Source organism: Kribbella sp. NPDC002412, from assembly GCF_053592935.1.
The window spans coordinates 135,707-156,368 of the sequence record NZ_JBSFBL010000011.1 but is presented as its reverse complement, the minus strand read 5'-3'; the positions used below and the strand labels follow the sequence as shown (position 1 = coordinate 156,368).

Below are 20,662 nucleotides of genomic sequence, written 5' to 3'. Positions count from 1 at the left end.
AGAGACCGATGACGATTCGATGGCAGTCGGCGCTCGCCCTCGGCGCCGCGGTCGCGACGGGTGTGGTCGCCTCGACGACCGGTGGCACACCCCGCACCGACGTACAGATCTCCGTCGCTCCGCAGCAGCTGAGCGTCGTGGGCCTGCCCTGCTTCCCGGGCACGCTCAACCTCACGATGACCAACACCGGCAGCGAGGCCAGGTACGCCGACCTGACCTTGGACCCGAGCGGTCCGCTGCAGCTCTCGCGGGAAGTGTTCTCGTCCTGGCTGCCTGCGATCGACCCCGACCAGCCGGTCAGCGCGCCGGTCGAGGTGCGGGTCCCGCGGGACACGCAGCCCGGGCAGTACTCCCTCGACCTCGAGGTCGACCGGTCCGAGCTGACCGTCCCGGTGACGGTGAATCCGCTGCCACCCAAGGGCCCCGGCGACAATCTCGCCCTCGGCGAGCAGGCGTCCGCCTCGTCGACGCACGGCAACTTCGCCCTCTGCGGCGCGGTCGACGGCGACAGCGACTCCGAGCACTGGGACACCCTGACCGGCTGGAACGACGGCACCCGCGCGGCCTTCCCAGACACGTACGACGTCGCCCTGGCCGAGCCGAGCACGATCAACCGCGTCGAGCTCTACACCCTCGACTCGGTGAAGTACCCAGCTCCGGCCAACGGCCTCCGCGACTGGGACGTCCAGGTCCGCAATGGCACCGGCGACTGGCAGACCGTGGCCCAGGTCCGCGGGAACACGGCCGGCCACGTCACGTCGACCTTCGCCCCGACCCAAGCCACCGCAGTCCGTATCCTCTGCCTGGCCGGGAATGGCAACACCTACTCCCGCATCGTCGAGCTCGAGGTGTACGGCTCTTAGTGCAGGTAGGAGGCGCCGTTGAAGTCCAGGACGGCGCCACTCGACCAACCGGCCTTGGGCGACGCCAGCCAGTAGACGGCGTCGGCGACCTCCTCGGCGGTGGCGGTGCGGTTGAACGGGCTCTGCGCCCGGATCGCGTCACCGCCGGGGCCGCTGAGAACGGAATCAGCCATGTCGGTGGCGATGAATCCGGGCGCGATTGACGTCACCGTGATGTCATGTGGTGCCAGCGACACCGCCAAGGACTGCCCAAGCGAGTGCAGTCCGGCCTTGGAGGCGCCGTACGCGGGCACGTCAGGCTCGCCGCGGTAGGCCCCTCGCGACCCCACGTTGACGATCGCGCCCCGCCGTACGCCGTCAGCCGGATCCTTGTCCAGCATCTGCCGGGCCACGCACCAGGTCACGTGCGCCGCCCCTTCCAGATTCACCGCGAGCGTACGGCGCCATGCCGACACCCACTCGTCGTACGACGCCTCGGCCAGCGGATGCCCGATCCGCCGGGACCCCGAGACCGGCTCGTCGACGAACAGTGCGGCATTGTTCACAAGTACGTCGATCCGGCCGAGCACAGCCGCCGATTCCTCAACCAGGGCAGGGATTGCGGCCGCATCACCGAGGTCGGCCGCGATCACCGCGTGACCGTCTCCGGGCAGTCCGGCGCGCACCTCCTCGGCCCGGTCGACCGCTCCGCGGCAGTGCACCACGACCCGGTCGCCGGCCTGCGCGAACACCCTCGCGACCGCGGCTCCGACACCCCTGGACGCACCTGTGACGAGTACCCCTCTGGACACGCTCTCTCCCTGTCGTCGACTGTCCTCCATTCTGCCGTGGCGGCGTCATGACATCAGAATGGGTTGACAGTGACGTCACTATGACGTCATAGTTGCAGTCATGGAACTCGACCACTATCTCGAATCGGTCCGGCGGAGCGTGGAGAACGCCACCGCTCTGGCCGACGATCAGACTCGCTCCGTGGCGCAGCGCCTCGGAGCCACGCTGGATGACGCGGGCCGGCTGGCCCTCATCTCAGCCCTGTCCGACGCCGCCGGGGAGATCAGCCGTGAGCTGTCCCCCGGTTCCGTCGAGCTCCGGATGGCCGGCGGCCGTCCCGAGTTCGTCGTCACGCCGGCCCCGAGCCAGCTGACCGGACCCGACGACCACGACGACATCGACGAGGAAGAGACCGACGAGCCCGCCGAGGCGATCGCGCCGGACGCGGACGAGCCGACCGCGCGGATCACGCTGCGGCTGCCGATGTCGGTGAAGAACAAGGTGGACGAGGCCGCCGCCGCCGAGGGCATCTCCTCGAACGCGTGGCTGATGCGCACCGTGATGACCGCGCTGAGCGACCGGGGCCGGGGTGTCCGCGGCCCGCGTCCGCCGCGGCCCCCGCGGGCTCCGCGCGGCGGCTTCTTCGGGCCCGAGGGCCCACTTGGACCGAACGGCCCGCTCGGACCGGACGGCGTCTTCGGACCGGACGGTGTGTTCGGCCCCGACGGCCCGTTCGGCGACGAGGGCGTCTTCGGACCCGAGCGCGGCCGGCGTGGCCGGGACCGGGATCGGGACCGTGGCCGACGAGACCGGGACCGCGGGCGTCGCGGGCCGGGCCAGCGGATGACGGGGTGGGTCCAGTGAGCTTCACATCGCAACTGACCGAGGACGCGAGCAAGATCGACCGGGTCCGGATCGAGATCGGCTCCGGCCTGGTCGACATCCGGCCGGCCGACGGCGACCAGACGACCGTCGACCTGGAGGTCAGCGACGGCGACGAGAACGACGTCGTCTTCGAGGTTCGCGACGGCGAGCTGATCGTCGAGGGACCGCGCGACGTCCGCCGCGGCCCCGAGATCCACGTCCGGATCGCCACCCCGGCGACTCTCGACGCCCGGGTCAAGACCGGTTCCGGCAGCATCGCCTCCCGGATGCCACTGGGCACCGCCCGGCTGGGCACCGGCTCCGGCAACATCACGCTCGACCGGGTCGAGGGCGATCTCGGCGTCAGCACCGGCAGCGGTGACGTTCGAATCGGGCACGCCGTGGGCGCGGTCCGGGCCGGCACCGGCTCGGGGTCGATCGACATCGACGAGGCCGGCGACGCCCTCGGGCTGAGCACCGGTTCCGGTGACGTCCGGGTCGGCGACGCGGCTGGGCGGACCACCGTCAAGGTCGGCTCGGGTGACATCACCATCGAGCGGATCCGGGACCACTCGGTCGCCACCTCCGGTTCCGGCGACGTCACGGTCGAGGTCGCCGACGGACCGAGCGTCCAGGCCGAGACCGCGCGCGGCGACGTCCGGATCGGGGTCCCCGACGGCGTCCCGGCGTACCTGGACCTGAAGACCGTCACCGGCCGGATCCGGTGCGACCTGGAGCCCGGCGAGCAGCCGGCCGAGGGCGAGCGCTCGCTGATGCTGCGGGCGCGCACAGTCTCCGGCGACATCAGCGTCGTCAAGGCCTGACGCACATCTGTTGAACCACACCCAGGAGGTTCCGCCGGCACTGGGGTCCGGCGGGACCTGGGTGAAGCACTGCCGAAACCGCGTACGGGGACGACGTGAGGGGAGAGGGACGATGTTCACCGAGTACCAAGAGGTCGCGCGTTACCGGGTCGAGGACCGGATCCACACCGCCGAGCTGCGGGCCCGGCGCAACGAACTGCGAGCGGCCGCGAAGGCCGGCCGGGTCAGCGGTCCGCGGCACGAGCTGGCCGCCGTACTGCGCCGCCTGGCCGACCGCCTCGAGCCGCAGCCACGGACCCACCGGCCCGGATTGTCGGTCGTCCGATGACACCACCGGCCAACTCCGCCGCCCTCTGGCACTTGCTGCAACGACTAGGTCTCCTTGGCCGACCCGGTTCTGGTAGGTAGGTCTGCAGGTTGCTGCAAGGGCTGTGGATAAGTTGCCGAGGCGAACCGCGGGCACTGCTAGCGTTCAGTCGATCATTCTCGGTCGACCTGGGGAGTAAACCAACGATGCTGCGTCCGACGGCCGCCAAAGCAGTCGCCACCGCCGCCACCACCCTCATCCTGCTGACCGCGTGCGGCGGGAGCGACGACAAGACCGACGCCAAGTCCGGAGACGGCGGCGAGACTCCGGCGAGTACGCCGTCCACCCCCAAGGTCCCGTCCTTCGACCCGCCCAAGGCCTTCGTCCCCGTCTCTGCTTTCGGCGTCGAGCGCACTCCCAAGGACAACGACTTCACCTTGTCGGCCGGCATGGTCGGCCAGACCTCGCTGCTCGCCGGGCTGACCGGCGTCACCGGCCGCAACATCGCCGCCCAGGGCGAGCAGTGGACGGTCCCGTCGGCGGAGGCGAGCACCACCGAGACCCTCGACCTGACCACCCCGATGGGCGTTCAGGTCGACGGCAAGGACGTCGTCGCGATCGGCTACGTCCAGAAGGACAAGGGCAACGGCACCCAGAAGGCCAAGGGCCAGGTCCTGGTCCAGTGGCTCGACGCGACCGACGGCAAGAAGGTCGCCGAGGTGGCGGTCGACCTCACCCCTCTCCTCGGCCCCGGTGAGGGTGGCGACGACGTGGTCAGCCAGGCGTACGACGCCGCGACCGGGCAGGTCGCGATCGGTGTCTCCCCGGGTTCCGAGGCAGCCGCCAAGAAGGCCGGCACCTTCACCGTCTACGCCGACCCGAAGACGCAGAAGTCGTCCGTGATCCCGTTCGTCTCGGCGGCCGGCGTACTGAACGGCGTGGTCGCCGGCGCGAAAGGCCGCAACCAGGAGGGGGCGGCCGACGGCACGATCGTGCTCGCGGACGGCGCCACCGGCAAGATCACCAAGCAGTTCCCGACCAAGCAGAACTACCTGTGGCCGGTCGGCAACGGCACCAAGCGCGCCTACCTGGCCGGCAACTCCTACGTGTCGTCGAAGAAGGGCACGCTGGAGGACGTCTACGACAACGTCCTCTACTCGGTCGACATCGCAACCGGCGCCGTCGTACCGCAGAAGGCGGCGTACACCGAGGACTCGATGAGCTTCAAGTGCTTCGGCGACAAGGCCAACGCAGCGGTCTGCACCGGTTCGGACAACAACAAGAAGCTCGAGATCCTCGGCCTGGACGACACGACCGGTAAGAAGACCTGGGGTTACACCAGCGACTCGGCGAGCCGGGTCATCCCCGAGGTCACCGCGGCCTTCCACGGCATCGTCTACGCGCAGACCGAGGCCCAGCCGGTGCTGATGGACGCTGTCACCGGTGAGGACGTGAAGACCAACGCGCCGACTCCGACGGACGGCACGACCCCGACGGACGGTTCGTCGCCGAGCGAGGGCTCCACGCCGACCGGCAACCCCAGTTCGCAGGGCGCGGACCCGGGCAGCGCCAACGGGTCCGACATGTCGCTGTACACCGGCAAGCCGCAGTCGCCGGACGCCGTCAGCCAGTACGGCGGCGCGTACCTGACGAGCACCGGGCAGAGCAGTTACATCGCCGTCCTGATCGCATTGGCGCCCACGGCCTGATCACTCGGCCGACGTCGAAGGCCCCGGTCGGTGACCGGGGCCTTTCGCGTTGTCCGCCGGACAGGGCCTAGATGTCCGTGCGGTGGAAGTTCTTGAAGGAGCGGGAAGGGGTCGGCCCGCGCTGGCCCTGGTAGCGGGAGCCGTACTTCGCCGAGCCGTACGGGTGCTCGGCCGGGGAGGACAGCCGGAAGAAGCACAGCTGACCGATCTTCATCCCGGGCCAGAGCTTGATCGGCAGCGTCGCCACGTTCGACAGCTCCAGCGTCACGTGCCCGGAGAACCCGGGGTCGATGAACCCGGCGGTGGAGTGGGTGAGCAGCCCGAGCCGGCCCAGCGAGGACTTGCCCTCCAGCCGCGCCGCCACGTCGTCGGGCAGCGTCACCAGCTCGTACGTCGACCCCAGCACGAACTCACCGGGGTGCAGGATGAACGGCTCGTCCCCCTCCGGCTCGACCATCCGGGTCAGGTCGGGCTGTTCCTCGGCCGGGTCGATGTGCGGGTACTTGTGGTTCTCGAACACCCGGAAGAACCGGTCCAGGCGGACGTCGACACTCGACGGCTGCACCATCGCAGCGTCGAACGGGTCCAGCTGAACCCGTTTCCCGTCGAGCTCGGCCAAGATGTCGCGGTCGGAGAGCAGCACGACCGCACGTTAGCAGCGCCCCAGCCCTCAGCCCAGCGCCAGCCCTCGGATTCTGGCCCAGGTGTGGCCGCCGACTGGCGACCACCCCGGAAATTTCGTAGCTTTCAACCGGCCCACGATCGGATCGCGGTGCCCGGTGGCGGCTGTCCGGAGCCCTCAGCTCCCCGGCGTCACCACTCCTCCGGGCCTTCCCGCATCCCCCATCTCGGGGCCTGAGGCAACCAAAGTACCTCGGCAGCGACCGCTCAGCCGGACAGCTTGTTGAAGCGCGACACCTGGGTCGCGAACGTCTTCACCTGTGCCGGCGACCAGTCCTTGAGCAGGTCCTCGATCACCTTGTGCCGCTTCTTCCGGGCCGCCGCGAGCTTGCGCTTGCCGGCCGCGGTCAGCGTCAGCAGCGTCGCCCGGGCGTCCGACTTGTCGGCCGCACGCTTCAGCAGACCCTCTTCCTCCAGTCGCGCGCAAGCCCGGCTGACCGGGCCCTTGTCCACCTCGAGCGCAGCCACCAGGTCGGCCATCCGAACCGGCGCCAGCTCCTCGACGTGGTTCAGCAACGCGTACTGCGCCGGCTCCAGGTCCGGGTGCGCGTCGTCGGACAGCCTCCGCTGCAGACCACGCAGCCGCCGTCCCAACGTGACGAGCTCCTTCTCCAGGTTGTCCAGCGCGTCACTCGTGTCTGTTGCCACCATTCACCCCTTCATCCAGTTGCCCCGCAACCATCTTGTCCGGTCCCGGTGCGGACCGCATCCTCACGTTGCGTCGAAATGTTGCCCCCGGCAACGCGTTCTAATCTGCCAGAAGATGCCGGACCTGCCCAGTCCTGGGCGTGCCCTTTGTGGAAAACTGCCCAGGAACCCATCCCGCAAACCGCCCGGCAGCGCATTTTCGATGCATTCGGCATCAGTTCTCAGGTACGGCGACGCCACCCACCGACCGCGGCCCCGACCCCCACGAACCACCGGACCGCCACCGGATCGCCACCAGGCGGCCGACCTGACCGCGGCGCGCCGGACCCAGCGTGGCCCGGACCCCACCCATCAGCTATGCTCGTCTCCGCCTGCCGGTCCCACCGGCATGCGGGTGTAGTTCAATGGCAGAACATCAGCTTCCCAAGCTGACAGTGCGGGTTCGATTCCCGTCACCCGCTCTAGAACAAAACCCCAGGTCAGAGGCAAGTTTCTGACCTGGGGTTTTGTCATCTCAGTGACCCGATACCGGCCGCGTGCCCGTTACGTGCCCGATGCCACCGGGAGACCGTCGCCCGGGTCGTCTCGCAAACCTTCTTCGACAAGTTCTGACATCGCCTGGGCGACCCCCTGGTGCCGTCGGTCGCTGGTGTGGAGGTAGATGAGCGCTGCCCTGCTGCTGGCGTGACCCATGCGGTCCATCAGCTCCCGGAGGGTCGCGCCGGACTCGGCTGCCCAGGTGTTGCCGGTGTGCCGCAGGTCGTGGAAGTGGACGCGGCCGGTCAGTCCTGCTCCCGTGAGTCCCTTCCGCCAGTTCCGCTGGAACGTTGACCGACGCAACTGTGCTCCCTTGGCTCCGGTGAAAACGAATGCTTCAGGCGTCCGTTTGACGTAGATGTCGAAGTGCACCCGCAGGTCCTGCATGACGATCTCCGGGAGGTACACGGTTCGGCGGCCGGCGGCTGTCTTGGGCGGGCTGATCTGCAACTCGCCGGTGGGCAGCTCGACTGCGGCCTGTCGGATCCGGACCACTCCGCTGACCAGGTCGACGTGTCGCCGCTGCAGCGCTGCCAGCTCGCCCCAGCGGAGGCTGCCCAAGGCTGCTACCAGGATCAGGGCGCGGAATCTCGGGTTCATCGCATTGGCCAGCTTGTAGACCTCGGCAACGGTCAGCACCGGTCGTTCCGGACTGCGCTCCACAGCAGCTCCTTTGATGTAGCACGGGTTGGTCTTGATCAGTCGGTCCTCGACTGCCGTCGAGAGAATCGATCGCAGCAGGCGGTACGCCTTGGCCGCTGTCACGGGACCCAGGCCGCCATCGAGCAGAGATTGCCTCCAGCCGCGCAGCATCGGCGCACTGAGTTCAGTGAGCGGCTTGGCACCCAGCGTGGGGGCGATGTGGTTCCGCAGCAGGCCGCCGTACAGAACCAGCGTCTTGGACCGGAGGCCGGGGCGCTCGCGGATCCACTTCTGTGCATAGTCCCCCAGCGGTACCTCACCTGCAGCCGGATCGATCCACTCATCCCGGGCCAGCTCGGCTTCCTTCAGCGTCAGCCAGCGCGCAGCGTCCGTCTTGCTCGCGAATGTGTTCGGGGCAGGCCGGTCGATTCCATCAGGGCCGGGGTACCGCGCCTGGAACCGGCCGGACGGCAGCTTGCGGACACGACCAAATCGTCTCTTCGCCATCAGGCGGCGTTCCTTTCGACAGCTACGCGAATGGGTTCGACGGTGTTCTGTTCGATCAGCTCGCGGATCGCAGACTCTGGGATGCGCACCATGCGGCCGACGCGCACGAATCGGATTCGGCGCTCGGAGATCAGACGACGCGGGAATCGGACTCCGCTGGTCTTGAAGGTGCCGAGCATGACCGCTGCCTCCTCTACGTCGAGCAGCCGGTCGGTGTCACTCGTCGGGGTGGTCAACGTCGTCTCCTTGAGGGTGTTGGAGCTGTCAGTCGGGGTCATGCGCAATGGGGGTGGGTCCGGGTTCCGTCGTCGTGGGACAGGGGCTGTCGGCAACGGATGCAGGTGGCGTGTTGGAGTTTGTGGGGGTGATCCGTCCCAACCGTCCCAACCGTCCCTGCCCAGGTCAGAGCGGGGACGGATGGATCGTTGGGACGGTTCGATCCGTCCCACGGGACCGATCCGTCCCCGGCGTGACCTGCGATGGGACGGTTGGGACGGTTCGTGACGGTTCCCGCCTCAGAGCCGTTTTCGGCCGGTTCGGGGCAGTACCTTGACCAGGCGTCGGCGAAGTCGTCGCGGGCGTACCCCTTGGACTGGGTGCCGTCTTGCCAGCGCCGATTCTTGGGAGTGATGTCGTACTCGCGCAGCAGCGCAGCCAACCGCCGCACCGTGAGGCCACCGGGAGCAGGGGCCTCCTGCCAGGGCGACTCGTCGTCTGCCCGCAGCCGCTGCACGATCACGGTCGACGGCAGCGCGAGGGCCTCCCCGAACGCGGTCCGGCAGTCGATCAGCAGCCGCACCGACTGGGATACCTCGGTGGAGTCCTGCAGCTCGGCCAGCAGCAACAGCGCGGCCTGACGGGCGTCGGCCGGCCAGCGACCACCGGCCAGATCGGCCAGAGCGATCAGAGGTTCCCAGGTGTCGGCCGCGCGGTCTTCCAACGGCATCGCCGGGGCCGCGTTGGTCAGCTCGTCCAGGTGCGCCGTGACCCACGCGTGGAGCCGGTCGCGCAGGTCGGCCAGCACCGGACCGTCCCGGCGCACCCGGTAGGGCTGGACGGTCTCACCGGCCGCGCGGCGGCGCATCCGGATCACGGCGGCCCGATCCTCGATCGTGTCGGGCATGGTCCCGATCCCGGCGAGTGCGGCCATGGCGAACGTCTCGATCCGCTCCACGTTGCGGCTACCGGCGTCGTACCGCAGCGTCGGGCGGCCCCGCTGGTGTCCGGCGTTGAGCAGGCCGCGCAGGTCTTCGTTGTCGCCCGCCTTCGGGCCAAAGATCGTGTCGGCCTCATCGATCAGCAGCGTGGGCGGATCAGACGGTGCCATGCCGATGGACCGGTAAACCGCCGACGGGGAGGCGTTGGTGGTCATCAGCGGCCGGTGCACCATGCCGTCGGCCATGTCCAGCAGCCGCGACTTCCCGCACCGCTTCTCCGGTGCCCGGATCACCAGCCGGGGCGCGCAGTTCCAGGCCGGGACCGCGTGGGTGGCGGCGATCCACAGCACCACCGCAGTCAGCGCGGCCTCGCTGGGCAGCACGACGTAGCGCGTGATGGTCGCGGCCACTTCGTCCAGCAGCTCGGCACCGTCGACCAGCTCGGGTGCGGTGTCAGTCGGGGTGGTCATCAGGCTGCGATCCCTTCGTCACGGAAGCCACCAGCGATGGCGGCCCTGATGTCGCGGGCGGTTTGCTCGACTTGCTGCCCCACGTCGGTCAGTGCGGCGATGGCGTCGGCGTGCTTGATCGCACCGGCCGCGACCATCCGCGCTACGCCTCGGGCGGCGCCGTAGAGCGTGGTTCGGCGGCGTCCTTCGGGGGCGTGCCGGACGGCGTTCAGGTGCGCGGTGAGCAGCCGGTCCGGGTGGGAGATGCCCCCCGCCTCGGTGGTGGTGATTTGGCCGGCGCACGTGGCCTCGGGTTCCGGTGGTGGCAGGCACGCCGTCACGAGCGCGGGGGGCATCTCCACCGGTTCGGCCGGACCCGTCCCCCACCGGTACGGCTGGCGAGTGCGGTGGTGGATCGACGGCGGCAAGACGACGTATCCGCCGTCGGCCTTGATGTCGATCCCGGCCCGCTCGGGCATCGGCCGCGACTGCATCTCGTGGCCGGGGTGGCGGTAGTACAGGTGCACGCCACCGGATCCGGAGCGGACCCACAGCGTGCGCGGCACCAGCTCGCTCCTCATCAGCTCGGACAGGTTGGCGTCGCCGCCGTGCGCGGGGTCGACGTCGACCACCAGCAGCTCGGAGCTCGCGCCGGTGCGGACGGCGAGCTGCCCGCCCGGTACGGCCGCGATGATCGCGGCGACCCGGGCCGGGTCGGTGCTGGCGGCGTAGAACCCGTGGCAGGTCAGGTGTCGGCAGCTCGCCGGGTCGTGGGCGTCTTTTGGGCAGTCGGGGCAGTTGGCGACCGGCCGCTTGGAGCGGCCGAGCATGAACACCGGCCAGCCGCGTTCGGCGGCGTCCAAGGCGGCACTCAGGAGGTCGTTCATCGGTTGGTTCCTCCTTGCGCTGAAAGTCATGGTCGAAAACTCGAGCGAGGCTGGATTACGGTCTTGGTAAGTCATTCAGTGGCCCTCCACAGCCGGTCTTCGCCCTCACCCCCCCGGGCGGAGGCCGGTCTGTCGTTGGTGGGTGGATCAGGCGGCGTGCGCGTCGTTGGCAGCGCCGATGCGGGGCGGGCATTGGCCGCGTCTGACGTGGAATGCAGTAGGTCTCGACGTCCCACGCTGCTGGCAGGTGCGGCGGGCTCGCATGGCCTTGTCCAGGGCGCTGAGCTGAGCGAGTGACGGGACGCGGCCGGGTAGAAGTTGGCCCGGCCCAGGGCGGCGGCAAGCAGGTCGTTCACGGGCGATGCCTCTCCAGCGTCGGTCATGGGTATGCGGTGGCGGATATAGGGCGTACAGTCCGTCGTAAGCGGCCGGTGTTACTGCAGGAGCCTCAGTCGCCAGGCGTCGGTGCTTAAGCAGTCAGCGCACCGACGCTCTCCGTGGCGACTGGTCATCCAGTTGCAGAGCCGGTCAAGCCGCGTCGGCAGGTAGGGACGGCCGCAGGTGTGCCACATCGGCCCTGTCTCCTGGCCCCGGGAGGGGAAGGCCAGGAGATGGGTGCTCGGGGTGCTGTCATGCAGTCGTTGCAGCGGCCGTCCGAGGTGGGAATGCAGTACATCTCGATGCGTCCGCATTGCTGGCAGGTCCGGCGGGCTTCCATCGCCTTGTCCAGGGCGTTGAGCTGCGCGGGTGACGCGGTGCGGGACGGCCTAGCGAGGTCGAGCCGGTACAGCCACGCCCAGCGTTTGCCGCCTCGCCACACCAGCAGCGCGTACGGCTCCTGTCCGCCGGGACACATGCGCATGGCGCGGAGCTGGCGGCGAGTGGCGAGACCTGCGGGTGCCCACCGGAACCGAAACACCGGCGCGTCCCGTAGTAGTCCCACCCCAAAGCCTGTTGGCCGTTCCACAGCTCGATCCAGCGCGACGCGGCCGGGTGCAAGCTGGCGCGGTCGATCGGCGCGGGCATCAGCGCTTGCCCTTGCCGGTGGTCGTGTTCTCGCCCGCGCCTCGAACGGCCCGCAGGTGGTTGATGACGTGGCGGCCGAGCCGGATCCGCAGCCCGGAGCCTTGGCACTTGCCGCAGTGCCGGTAGGCGCGGCCGAACGGGGACTTGAACTTGCCTTCGCCCTGGCAGCGGCGGCACTTGCCGAACGGCCAGATCAGGCAGCTCAGCAGGTACAGGGCGACGGCGATGGTCACGATGAGTGCCACCGTGGCGACCTGGCCAGCCGTCTGTGCGGCGGCGGTGAGGGCGCTACCGTGGGTAGCGGCGGTGGGGATAGCGGTAGCGGCGTGAGTGGACACGGGATGCCTCCGAGGGCCTGTTTTTGGGCGTGCGGAGCGGGGGCCGCTACTCGCTACGCGCGAGTGAACGACCTGGTCAGGTATGGGTTGCGGGGTAGCGGGACGGGTAGCGCAGCCGCTACCGGTAGCGTGGTGGCCGCTACTTCAGCCGTCCCGCACCCTGCCTGTTGTGATTACGCTCTGTAGATCAGGTTGTGGTGTCGCGGCGGGCCATCGCGGCGCGCAGGTCGTCGGTCTTGACGCCCTTGCGGACCACGCCGTCGCGCTTCACGTTCACGCTCGGGACGCCCAGCGCGCGGGCCTGCGCGGAGATCGCCTCGGGGGTGGTGCCGTCGTACTGCTCGGGCATCTGGCCCGCGAGTCGTCCGGCGATGGTGTCCCAGTGCGCCGAGCTGTCCGGCCCGATCACGGTCAGCACGTCGGCCAGCACGTCGCGGGTGGCGCGCTCCAGCTCCTCACCGGCTGCTTCGCCGGTCAGGGTGCCGAGCTGCTCGCGGTGCTTGCGGGCGGCGGTGAGGATCTTGTCCGCGTCGGCCGCATCCGCGAGGAACGTCCGCACGGTGGGGGTGGCGTCGGTGACCCCGTACAGGTAGCCCACGCCCCGGTACTCGTCCCCGACCGGGAGCGAGCTGGCGTCGAACCCTTCGGCGTAGGCGTCGCCACCGAGCACGGCCTCGGACACGATCCGGTTGCCGCACTTGAGCGCGAACCGGTGGGAGTGGTTGTCGCGGTACCGGTTGAACAACCGGCCCACGTCACCCGCGCCGACACCGGACGGCTTCTGCGAGCTGGACACGATTACCACGCCGGCCGACGGGCCTACGGCTTGGATCCGGGACAGCTTGGCCGCGATCTCCTTGTTGACCGCCTGGTCCTCGGTCTCGAAGTAGACCTGAAACTCCTCCATCACCATCACCAGCACCCGCAGATCCGGGTAGCGACGGTCCCGGGCCAGCTCCTCGGTGAGCTTGCCGTCCGGGCACGCACTGACCGGCAACGACGTGAGCACGGAGTTCACGCGGTCGATGTGGGCGAGTACCTCGTCCAGGATGGCCTGCAGGTGCTCGATCGGGTTGTCGTCGTTCGGGTTCGGGTGGGTGCCGAACACGGTCCGGTGCGCGATCTTCTTGAAGCCCAGCCAGTCCGGGGAGTTCTTGCCGTCAGCAACGATGAGCTTCGTCCACGGGTCCAGCGCGGCGTGCAGGGCGACCAGGCGCGCTGCGAACGTCTTGCCCTTGCGCGGCTGCGCACCCACGAGCAGCGAGCTCCACATCAGCGGCAGCTTCACCAGCGCGTCGCGCTCGTCCTTGCCGAACCGCACCGGCCGCCACACGCTGCGCGGCTTGCCGTCCAGCATGTTCGAGCGGCCCACCGGAACCGCCAGCGGATCCCGGTCCGCGACGAACAGCGTGTGCCGCCGGGAGCTGGTCTTGTCTGGGGTCAGGAACACCTGGTTGGCGTGCACGTCGAGACCGGAGGCGATCTTCTCCCGGGCACCGGCCACGTCGGACCAGCCCTTGCCGTACGGGAGATCCACGACCACCTGAGACCCGGTGTTACGTGCGTCCCGCGACATCGGCGACCCGAACCGGACCTCCTGGTCCGTGCGGTCCGGGCGGCCGAGTCCGGCGGCGTAGTAGGCGCGCAGCACGATGTCGGAGTTGAGCTTGCGGAACCGGGGCGCGACCACCGCCGTACCCACCAGCGTCTGACCGGCCGGACGGCCGTAGTGCGCCAGACCCGCTACCGCAGCCGCCCCCACAGCCGCGAGACCGGCGGCCGGGGCCGCGTTCCACGCGATCGGCGCACCGATCAGCAGACCCAGGTTCTGCAGCGCCAGCACGCCACCGCGCCACAGTCGGGTGGCCTTGAGTTGGCGGTGGATCTTCTCCCACTCCTTCAGCTCACCCGCGTCGGCGGCCTTCTGCTCCAGCGCGACCGAGTTCGGCACCCACCACCACCGCAACTGGTTGCCCACCAGCCGCGACAGACCCCGGGTCGCGAACCAACCGAGCTTGGTCGCGTACCACGGCGAGCGCACAGCGTGGTACGCGCCGACGTGGCCAGCTCGAGCTAGCGCGCGGGTGATCGTCGCCTGCAGGTTCTCCGGGCGCAGGTGGGTCGGGATGATCGGCAGCCGCGCGCCGTCCAAGACCGGCACCGACAGACCCGGCGTGTCCACCGGCACCAGCACCTTGCCAGTCGCGGTCTCCTCATCCAGCGCGATCTCGTAGGCGGTGTCCATCCGCTCGACCTCAGCGGCGTCGACCGGCACCGGCACCAACGCGCCGGCACCAGCGTCAGGAGTGGAGTCGTCGCGGCGGGCGCGGCGCGCCTCCAGGTCGATCGGCTGTGCGAGGTCGTGCGCCAGCTGGCTGTTCATCGGCTCAGTCATCAGTTCTCCCCGTTCGTGGTGGGGCGGGTGTGGATCAGGTGGGCCAGCGCAGCGCCCATGCCGAGCACAGCGACAGGCAGACAGGCAACGGCGGTAGTGATCGGCCACGGAGCGACCGTGACCCCGGCCGCGTCCAGCAGGTGATAGGCGACCTGACCCAGCGCGCCCAGACCGAGCGCGGACAGGGCGGAGACCATCGCGAACCGGCGAGCGTGGGCCGCCACCCGTCGCCCGGACAGCCAGACGTGCAGCGCGAACGCGGCGTAGGTCTCGACCCCGATCGGCAGCGTGATCGCGGTGTTGAGCGTGAAGCCGTCCGCGATACCGGGCAGCGGGTGAACCACCCCGAACCCGGTCATCTCACCGAGCCCGACCCAGCCGGACCAGACCGCGACAAACGCGGGCAGCGCCAGCAGCCACACCGGCCACGACGCGATCGGCTTGTCCTCCTCGGCCTCGGCCGCGCGAGCCACGTCAGCCTGCGCGACCTCGGCGGTCGGAACCGGGTCTGTGTGCGGTGTGACCTGCGGAGATGCCCCCTCCTCCGGCGCCGGGGTCATGTCGTCCATGCCGCCGTGGTCCGCCGTGTCCGGACTCGGGACCGAGTGCAGGTGCGGCTCAGCCGGTGCTTCAGCGGGCTCGGGCGTCGGCTCGGTCAGGGCGTCCAGAAGCGAGCGGGCCTTGTCCGCGCCGATCCGGAACTCCTTCATGATCCGGTTCCGCGACGGCACCGAACCCAGGTCGTCAGCGAGCTTGCGGGCGGCCGGGATCAGGTCCTCCACCGGAACCGGGTAGGTCGTGCGCAGCGGCGTGCTCACCACTCCACCCCCTCGCGGGTCAGCGTGCGGCGGGCGTCGGTCAGAAATCGCGACAGCACGCACAGGTCTCCGTAGGCCGTCGCGGCCTCCGCCGACTCCAGCCGACCGGCCGGGGGCATCTCCCCGCCCAGCACAAACCGCGACAGAAACTCGAACCGCGCGGCCAGCTCGTCGCTCACGGCCTCGGTCCCGAGCCGGTCAGACCAGATCTGTTCCAGAGTCATCGTGCGGCGGCGGCTCATGCGGCACCGTCCGTGGCGATCTCGTGGCCGGCCAGCTCGCGGCCAACCTCCAGGACCCGACGCGCCGCACGCCGGATCCGGCGCGTCTCCAGCTCCGACGCGTACGGGCCCGCGTTGATGAACGCGATCTGCGCGTCCAGAAGGTCCAGCTCGGCCGCAACCAGCGGCCATTCGGTCTCGATCGCGGCCAACTCGGCGAGGGTCGGCCCCTCGCTGTCGGCAGCCTGAAAGCGGATGATGCTCATTGGGTTCTGCTCCTGTTCGTGAAGGGACTGGGGCGACCCAGACGCCTCGGCGGCGGCCACCGCCGGGGCGTCACTTACGTCAGCAGGAATGCGAATGACAGCCTGCTTAGGGGTCACTACTCCCAGTTGCTTAGGGGGCATGGCAGAGACCATAAGCCCTTCCCTGGCTCGACCGCAAGCCCCCTAAGCAGTAAGCTCAGGTGCAAGCCACCTAAGCACCCGGACTGAGGAGTGACATGCAGGAGGAAGTACGCAAGGTCCGCGAGATCCCGGACCTCTTCGACAGAGGTAAGCGGGCCACCGGCCTACTGCGCGATTACCAGGCCTCGGTAACCGAGTTGTCCCGCATTCGTCGCGAGACACTGGAGGAACTGAAGAAGCAGGGCTACAGCCAAACCCAGATAGCGGACGGCATTGGATTGTCCCGGGGTCGAATCGGCCAGCTCGCCACCTCTGGCCCGGCGCCTGAGCGGGCCTTCTTCGGCGACGACGACCTGATCGTCATCGTCGGCCAGAAGAAGGAAGAGGGGCAGGGCCGTCCGGTGATTGCCACGGAGACCGTGACCGCCTACAGCCGTCTACACGCCTTGGCCGCGGCCTACTCCTTGAGCGCCACGATGGAGGCGGTCCCACCGCCCGGTCTGGCCAACCTGAACCGAGACAACCTCTTCGTTCTCGGTGGCCCCCGCCTGTTCCCGATGGTCGCGCAGATGCAGGAGGGCGACCCTGCCTTCCGGTTCGAAGTAGACGAAAGCGACGTCTGGTCGGTGCTCGATACCCAGACCGGCGAACGCCACTTCTCGCCCCGTGCCAGCGGCGAAAACCGTGATCTCGCCTACCTCGCGCGTCTACCGAGGCCGGACGGCAAGGGCACGTTCCTGGTCTCTGCCGGCATTCACCCAACAGGGACTCAGGGCGGCGTCACCTACCTCGAAACCGCGCTGGCTGAGCTGTACGGCGAGGTCCGCGACAAGCGTTTCAGCGTTCTCATCGAGAGCGAGTTCGACCCAGAAACGATGGAGGTCACCAGGGCCTATAGAGTCTCGCCGGTCTACAAACACCCGGCCTGACAGCTCGAGCTCAGCCCCTGACGGGAAGCTCAATCTGGCGCACGGTCGGCGGGGCCGGGTCCATCGGACCCGGCCCTTTGCCGTTGTCCTCGGGACCAAACCACAAGCCTGTGATCCATCCAGCGCGGTGGGCGATCAGCGACACCACCGCAGCGATTGCCAGCCGGACGCCATGCGTCCGGGTGAGCTCGAGCAGACCACCGCCGTACGTCGTTCGCATGCGAGTTGGTCCGACGGACACATCACCGCTGAGTCGCTTCATCGTCTGAGCGGCCCGACCCGCGCGGAACCGGCCGCGCCAGAAGCCCTTGACCGTGTAGTGGCCGGCGTGCGTGATCACCAGCTCCGGGTCGTAAACGATCGTGTGTCCAGCCAAGACCAGCCGCCGCGCAAGGTCCCGATCCTGCGACTTCCGAAACGCCGGATCGAACCCACCGAGCTCCCGGAAGACCTCAGCCCGGAACCCGCAGTTGCCACCGTTCACGTAGTCAACGCGCACCGGGCGTTCCCCAGCGCGAGCAGTGTTGTGAACATGCCGATACGCAAAGGCGCTCGAACGGAGCCGACTCAAGACGGCAGTGCCCGCATCCTCGGAGATGCGGCCCGCGACCGCAGCATCGTCACCAGACAGGTCGGCCGCTAGCCTCCGCAGCCAGTCCGCCTTGGGCACAGTGTCGTCATCGAGGAAACCGATGAGCTCACCACTCGCCTGCTCCACAGCGCGATTCCGAGCAACACTCACGCCTTGCGACGTCCCGAGCTGCACGAGGACCAGCCTGGAGCACTGCGGATGCGATGCCGCACCGGCAAAGTCGGGCTCACTCGCGCCATCGACACAGACGATGACTTCGAACGACGGCGGCCGTTCCTGACCCGCTAGCGCGTCCAGCACTCCGCGCAAATCGGATCTACCCATCGTGGGAACCACGACCGAAACCTGTGCCACGCCGCTCCTCAACTCGGTTGCGCTGCCGAACTCAGCCTACGACCTGACTCTTATCACCGAGATGGGATCCGGGTGAGCGCGCGGCTGTGACCGCCGCGCAACTCGAGGCGTTCAGCCAACGGCCGGCCATTCGTCCTCGGCGGGCTGCTGGTCAAGGCGGGTTCCGGTACCGCTGAAGAGTTCTGGCACGGCGGGCCACCGGCAAGCAGATCAGGACGGCTCATATGGGTTCAATCCGTGCCAGTCGGGCTCATCTCGGTTAATGTGAGGGTGAGAGGGTTGTTAACTTGGACCCGACGGACCAAGGGGCCCACTCCCGCAGCAAACGAGAGCAGGCCCCGTGGCCTTGTCACAGCAAGTTGCGGAACAACCTGATGAAGGTTGCGAGGACCGAGCCAATCTGCGCCGCCAGGGCCAACCGTTGGAGCAGATAGGTTCGGTTCTTCCGTTTCTTCCGGGCCTTGCGTTTCCGCTTGCCGCCCGGGGGTGGGTGCCGACCAGTTGGCGCGGCCATATGGTGACTCCTTCCTGTCGGCTGGTGAGCTCAATGAGTTTCGCTCTACAACCAGCAGCAAGAGCCTACCGACGGAACTAGACAAAGCGGTGGAGCAGTAGACGGCAGCCTTTCACCGCGTCGCTGAGTGTGGTCACCTACAGCGACAAGCCACTGACTCAACAAACCGCTATTCTGCGTTGGGTTGCGTTATGTTGCGTCATTCTGCGTCTTGCTGCATTACCTACCGTTCGCCAGAAGTCAGCGACAAAATCCGAGAAGTTCGGCGCGGTGGGCGTGTCGTCCGGAACTTGGTGTGGGTCAGCAACGCGTACTGCACCTGCTCCAACATGCGAGCGTGACGCGGCCGAGCTCCGGAGCCGCAGAGCGACTCCGTCGGGTGACCTCGGAGATGTTCTGCCCGTGCCCGATCCGTGCCCGATTGGATGGCGACGGGCGCGCAGCCTCGGTCAACAACGGTCATCCGCGCCCTGAAGGCTGTGTCCGCGAGAGCGAGCCTCCAGCAGTACGGGCAGACAACTCTGTTCCCAAGCTGACAGTGCGGGTTCGATTCCCGTCACCCGCTCCATTTGTCAGGACAAAGTCGAGCCCAGGTCCTCCGGGCCCGGGCTCTTCGTTCGTCGTCGATTGGTTGCCTTGACCCCCTACTTCCGACAATCCGCCTTTTCGGCTTGATCAAACGGTTGACCCAGGCAATCGTCCGGGCTGCCGAAGGCCGGGCAGCAAGGTGATGAGTCTCGTGGTGAGTGGTGTGGCGAGAAGCAGGAGGGCGGCGACGAGGGTTGCGCCGAGGGCGGCGCCGGCTGCGACGTCGTGGGGGTAGTGGACGCCGGCCGCGACTCGGGCCAGCGCTACTCCGGCTGCGAGCGGCAAGGCGAGGGCGGCGAGTCGGGGGCGCAGCAGGGCGATGCCGATGGCCAGGCCGGCGGCGAGGGTGGCGTGGTTGCTCGGGAAGGACCAGTCACCCATCGCAGGACAGTGCGCGATCACCTCGGCGCCCGGGACCACACGGCACGGCCGCTCCTCGTCGACCACCAACTTCAACGCCTCACTCAAGCCGTAGGCGGCGACCGTCCCGACGCCGGTCAGCAGTACGCCGGCCAGCGTCCGGGCGTCGCGATAGTGGAAGGCCACCCAGAGAAGAAGCAGTCCCAGCGCGACCAGCAGACCGTCGCCCGCGCGGTCGACCAGCGACCCCACCCAGGACGGCGCATCCGCCACCACGTCATTAACCGCCCGGAACGCCGACGCGGAGTCGCCGGTCGCCACCCGCACCGGCACGGTCGTCCCCAAACCGCCCGGATAGAGCAGTACGACGGCGACCGTCCCCAGCAGCAGCACACCCAGCGAACCCAGTACCCGACGAACTCCGTCGTACCTCCACGTCACGACTTCGACACTAGGCGCGACGACAAGCCGCCACAGTGACCCAAAGTCCTGCTCGCCCCCTGACGATCGTCAGGTTGTTGCCTGAAGCACCCCACCACCCGCACTCACTCTCGAGAGAGATAGGGCGCGATCATCAGGTCCAGCTGCTCGGTCAGGAAGTCGGGCAGGGAGCCCCAGCCGGTCACCGCCCAGACCTGGAGGGCGCCGTTGAAGCAGACAAGGGTGTGGCGAGCCAGGGCTGGTACGTCGGTGTCCGGCCGCAGCTCGCCGGCCTCCCGGGCGGCCAGGTAGAGGCGGGCGCAGCTGTCGACGATCGCCGCCGAGTGCGCCAGCGCGTGCGCCCTGAACTCCGGGTCGGCCACGTCGAGCTGGACGAAGCCGAGGCCGTTGCCGAGTTCCTCGCGGTGCTTGATGTGGGCAACCGCCGTGAGCGCGAAGTCCCGCAGGGTCGCGAGCGGAGAGGTGTTCCGGGCCGCCGCCTCCTCGACCGCCCGGAGCACCATGAGCGGCGACCGGGCCGCCGAGGCGAGCAACAGGCCGCGCTTGGAGCCGAACCGCTGCAGCAGCGTCGGCGGGGCCAGCCCGACCCGCTCGCCGACCGCGGCCAGGGTCAGTTTCACCGGCCCAAGCTCGGCCAGCACCTGGTGAGTCGCGTCCAGGATCGCGTCGTCACTGACCAGCCGCGGCCGGGCCACTCCAGCACCTCCGGGTTTATGAATCGCCATTCGTTAATTCATGGAACAGTAACAGAACCTTGCTCGGTCAGTTATCCAGGGCAACGGGTGAACGACGGGACCCGAAGAGGGCCCGTCCCGGGAGCCCGTTGCCCGGTC

22 protein-coding genes and 1 tRNA gene are annotated in these 20,662 nt (G+C 68.8%); 7 read left to right on the top strand and 16 right to left on the bottom strand.

Going from position 1 to position 20,662, the window contains the following annotated elements; all coding sequences use genetic code 11:
- Positions 1–8 precede the first annotated feature (8 nt).
- The gene (locus ACWCOV_RS12145) at positions 9–863 is read left to right on the top strand and encodes a galactose-binding domain-containing protein (protein WP_449829292.1); all 855 of its coding nucleotides are present in this window, start codon (positions 9–11) and stop codon (positions 861–863) included.
- Here the strand turns inward: ACWCOV_RS12145 and ACWCOV_RS12140 are convergent.
- Positions 860–1,654: an SDR family NAD(P)-dependent oxidoreductase gene (locus tag ACWCOV_RS12140; protein ID WP_449829291.1), complete on the bottom strand. Its 795-nt coding sequence runs from the start codon at positions 1,652–1,654 to the stop codon at positions 860–862. The two genes, ACWCOV_RS12145 and ACWCOV_RS12140, sit on opposite strands and share 4 nt — an antisense overlap.
- A gap of 100 nt (positions 1,655–1,754) precedes the next feature.
- On the opposite strand from ACWCOV_RS12140, the gene ACWCOV_RS12135 reads away from it, so the two are divergent.
- The 4 genes from ACWCOV_RS12135 (at position 1,755) to ACWCOV_RS12120 (ending at position 5,338) form a co-directional block, all read left to right on the top strand.
- The gene (locus ACWCOV_RS12135) at positions 1,755–2,498 is read left to right on the top strand and encodes an Arc family DNA-binding protein (RefSeq protein WP_449829290.1); all 744 of its coding nucleotides are present in this window, start codon (positions 1,755–1,757) and stop codon (positions 2,496–2,498) included.
- The gene (locus ACWCOV_RS12130; RefSeq protein ID WP_449829289.1) at positions 2,495–3,322 is read left to right on the top strand and encodes a DUF4097 family beta strand repeat-containing protein; all 828 of its coding nucleotides are present in this window, start codon (positions 2,495–2,497) and stop codon (positions 3,320–3,322) included. Before ACWCOV_RS12135 ends, ACWCOV_RS12130 begins: the two co-directional genes overlap by 4 nt.
- Positions 3,323–3,434: 112 nt before the next feature.
- Positions 3,435–3,650, top strand: coding sequence for a hypothetical protein (locus ACWCOV_RS12125; RefSeq protein ID WP_449829288.1), 216 nt, complete (start codon positions 3,435–3,437; stop codon positions 3,648–3,650).
- Positions 3,651–3,835: 185 nt separating this feature from the next.
- Positions 3,836–5,338, top strand: a complete 1,503-nt coding sequence (locus tag ACWCOV_RS12120; protein ID WP_449829287.1) for a hypothetical protein — start codon at positions 3,836–3,838, stop codon at positions 5,336–5,338.
- A gap of 67 nt (positions 5,339–5,405) precedes the next feature.
- Here ACWCOV_RS12120 and dcd read toward each other — a convergent pair whose 3' ends face one another.
- Both dcd and ACWCOV_RS12110 read right to left on the bottom strand, forming a co-directional pair.
- Positions 5,406–5,981 (bottom strand): dCTP deaminase, encoded by a 576-nt coding sequence (dcd, locus tag ACWCOV_RS12115; RefSeq protein ID WP_449829286.1) that lies wholly within the window; start codon positions 5,979–5,981, stop codon positions 5,406–5,408.
- A gap of 245 nt (positions 5,982–6,226) precedes the next feature.
- Positions 6,227–6,670: a MarR family winged helix-turn-helix transcriptional regulator gene (locus ACWCOV_RS12110; protein ID WP_449829285.1), complete on the bottom strand. Its 444-nt coding sequence runs from the start codon at positions 6,668–6,670 to the stop codon at positions 6,227–6,229.
- Positions 6,671–7,057: 387 nt separating this feature from the next.
- Between ACWCOV_RS12110 and ACWCOV_RS12105 the strand changes: the two genes are divergently transcribed.
- Positions 7,058–7,128: transfer RNA gene (locus ACWCOV_RS12105), tRNA-Gly, on the top strand.
- Between the two features lie 82 nt (positions 7,129–7,210).
- Here the strand turns inward: ACWCOV_RS12105 and ACWCOV_RS12100 are convergent.
- The 10 genes from ACWCOV_RS12100 to ACWCOV_RS12055 form a co-directional block, all read right to left on the bottom strand.
- Positions 7,211–8,353 (bottom strand): tyrosine-type recombinase/integrase, encoded by a 1,143-nt coding sequence (locus ACWCOV_RS12100; protein ID WP_449829284.1) that lies wholly within the window; start codon positions 8,351–8,353, stop codon positions 7,211–7,213.
- Positions 8,353–8,589, bottom strand: a complete 237-nt coding sequence (locus ACWCOV_RS12095) for an excisionase family DNA-binding protein (protein WP_449829283.1) — start codon at positions 8,587–8,589, stop codon at positions 8,353–8,355. Before ACWCOV_RS12095 ends, ACWCOV_RS12100 begins: the two co-directional genes overlap by 1 nt.
- 38 nt (positions 8,590–8,627) lie before the next feature.
- Positions 8,628–9,980 carry a DUF3631 domain-containing protein gene (locus ACWCOV_RS12090; protein WP_449829282.1) on the bottom strand — a complete coding sequence of 451 codons (1,353 nt, stop codon included), beginning with the start codon at positions 9,978–9,980 and terminating at the stop codon, positions 8,628–8,630.
- Positions 9,980–10,846, bottom strand: a complete 867-nt coding sequence (locus ACWCOV_RS12085) for a bifunctional DNA primase/polymerase (RefSeq protein ID WP_449829281.1) — start codon at positions 10,844–10,846, stop codon at positions 9,980–9,982. Before ACWCOV_RS12085 ends, ACWCOV_RS12090 begins: the two co-directional genes overlap by 1 nt.
- A 508-nt stretch (positions 10,847–11,354) precedes the next feature.
- The gene (locus tag ACWCOV_RS12080) at positions 11,355–11,708 is read right to left on the bottom strand and encodes an RRQRL motif-containing zinc-binding protein (RefSeq protein WP_449829280.1); all 354 of its coding nucleotides are present in this window, start codon (positions 11,706–11,708) and stop codon (positions 11,355–11,357) included.
- 163 nt (positions 11,709–11,871) lie between these two features.
- The gene (locus tag ACWCOV_RS12075) at positions 11,872–12,117 is read right to left on the bottom strand and encodes a hypothetical protein (RefSeq protein WP_449829279.1); all 246 of its coding nucleotides are present in this window, start codon (positions 12,115–12,117) and stop codon (positions 11,872–11,874) included.
- A 280-nt stretch (positions 12,118–12,397) separates the two neighbouring features.
- The gene (locus ACWCOV_RS12070) at positions 12,398–14,605 is read right to left on the bottom strand and encodes a cell division protein FtsK (RefSeq protein ID WP_449829278.1); all 2,208 of its coding nucleotides are present in this window, start codon (positions 14,603–14,605) and stop codon (positions 12,398–12,400) included.
- Positions 14,605–15,423, bottom strand: a complete 819-nt coding sequence (locus tag ACWCOV_RS12065) for an ABC transporter permease (RefSeq protein WP_449829277.1) — start codon at positions 15,421–15,423, stop codon at positions 14,605–14,607. Before ACWCOV_RS12065 ends, ACWCOV_RS12070 begins: the two co-directional genes overlap by 1 nt.
- Entirely contained in the window at positions 15,420–15,665 is a 246-nt protein-coding gene (locus ACWCOV_RS12060) for a hypothetical protein (protein WP_449829276.1), read from the bottom strand. Before ACWCOV_RS12060 ends, ACWCOV_RS12065 begins: the two co-directional genes overlap by 4 nt.
- Positions 15,662–15,910: a DUF6284 family protein gene (locus ACWCOV_RS12055; protein ID WP_449829275.1), complete on the bottom strand. Its 249-nt coding sequence runs from the start codon at positions 15,908–15,910 to the stop codon at positions 15,662–15,664. The genes ACWCOV_RS12060 and ACWCOV_RS12055 overlap by 4 nt, the downstream gene beginning before the upstream one ends.
- A 236-nt stretch (positions 15,911–16,146) precedes the next feature.
- Here ACWCOV_RS12055 and ACWCOV_RS12050 point away from each other — a divergent pair, with 236 nt between their 5' ends.
- Complete coding sequence (locus ACWCOV_RS12050; RefSeq protein WP_449829274.1) at positions 16,147–16,980, top strand: hypothetical protein; 834 nt, start codon at positions 16,147–16,149, stop codon at positions 16,978–16,980.
- A gap of 10 nt (positions 16,981–16,990) precedes the next feature.
- On the opposite strand, the gene ACWCOV_RS12045 is transcribed toward ACWCOV_RS12050, so the two are convergent.
- The 3 genes from ACWCOV_RS12045 to ACWCOV_RS12035 form a co-directional block, all read right to left on the bottom strand.
- Positions 16,991–17,926, bottom strand: coding sequence for a glycosyltransferase family 2 protein (locus ACWCOV_RS12045; protein ID WP_449829273.1), 936 nt, complete (start codon positions 17,924–17,926; stop codon positions 16,991–16,993).
- 1,189 nt (positions 17,927–19,115) lie between these two features.
- Positions 19,116–19,829: a phosphatase PAP2 family protein gene (locus ACWCOV_RS12040; protein WP_449829272.1), complete on the bottom strand. Its 714-nt coding sequence runs from the start codon at positions 19,827–19,829 to the stop codon at positions 19,116–19,118.
- A gap of 104 nt (positions 19,830–19,933) precedes the next feature.
- On the bottom strand, positions 19,934–20,524 hold the full coding sequence (locus ACWCOV_RS12035; RefSeq protein ID WP_449829271.1) for a TetR/AcrR family transcriptional regulator: 591 nt from the start codon (positions 20,522–20,524) through the stop codon (positions 19,934–19,936).
- Positions 20,525–20,662: the final 138 nt, after the last annotated feature.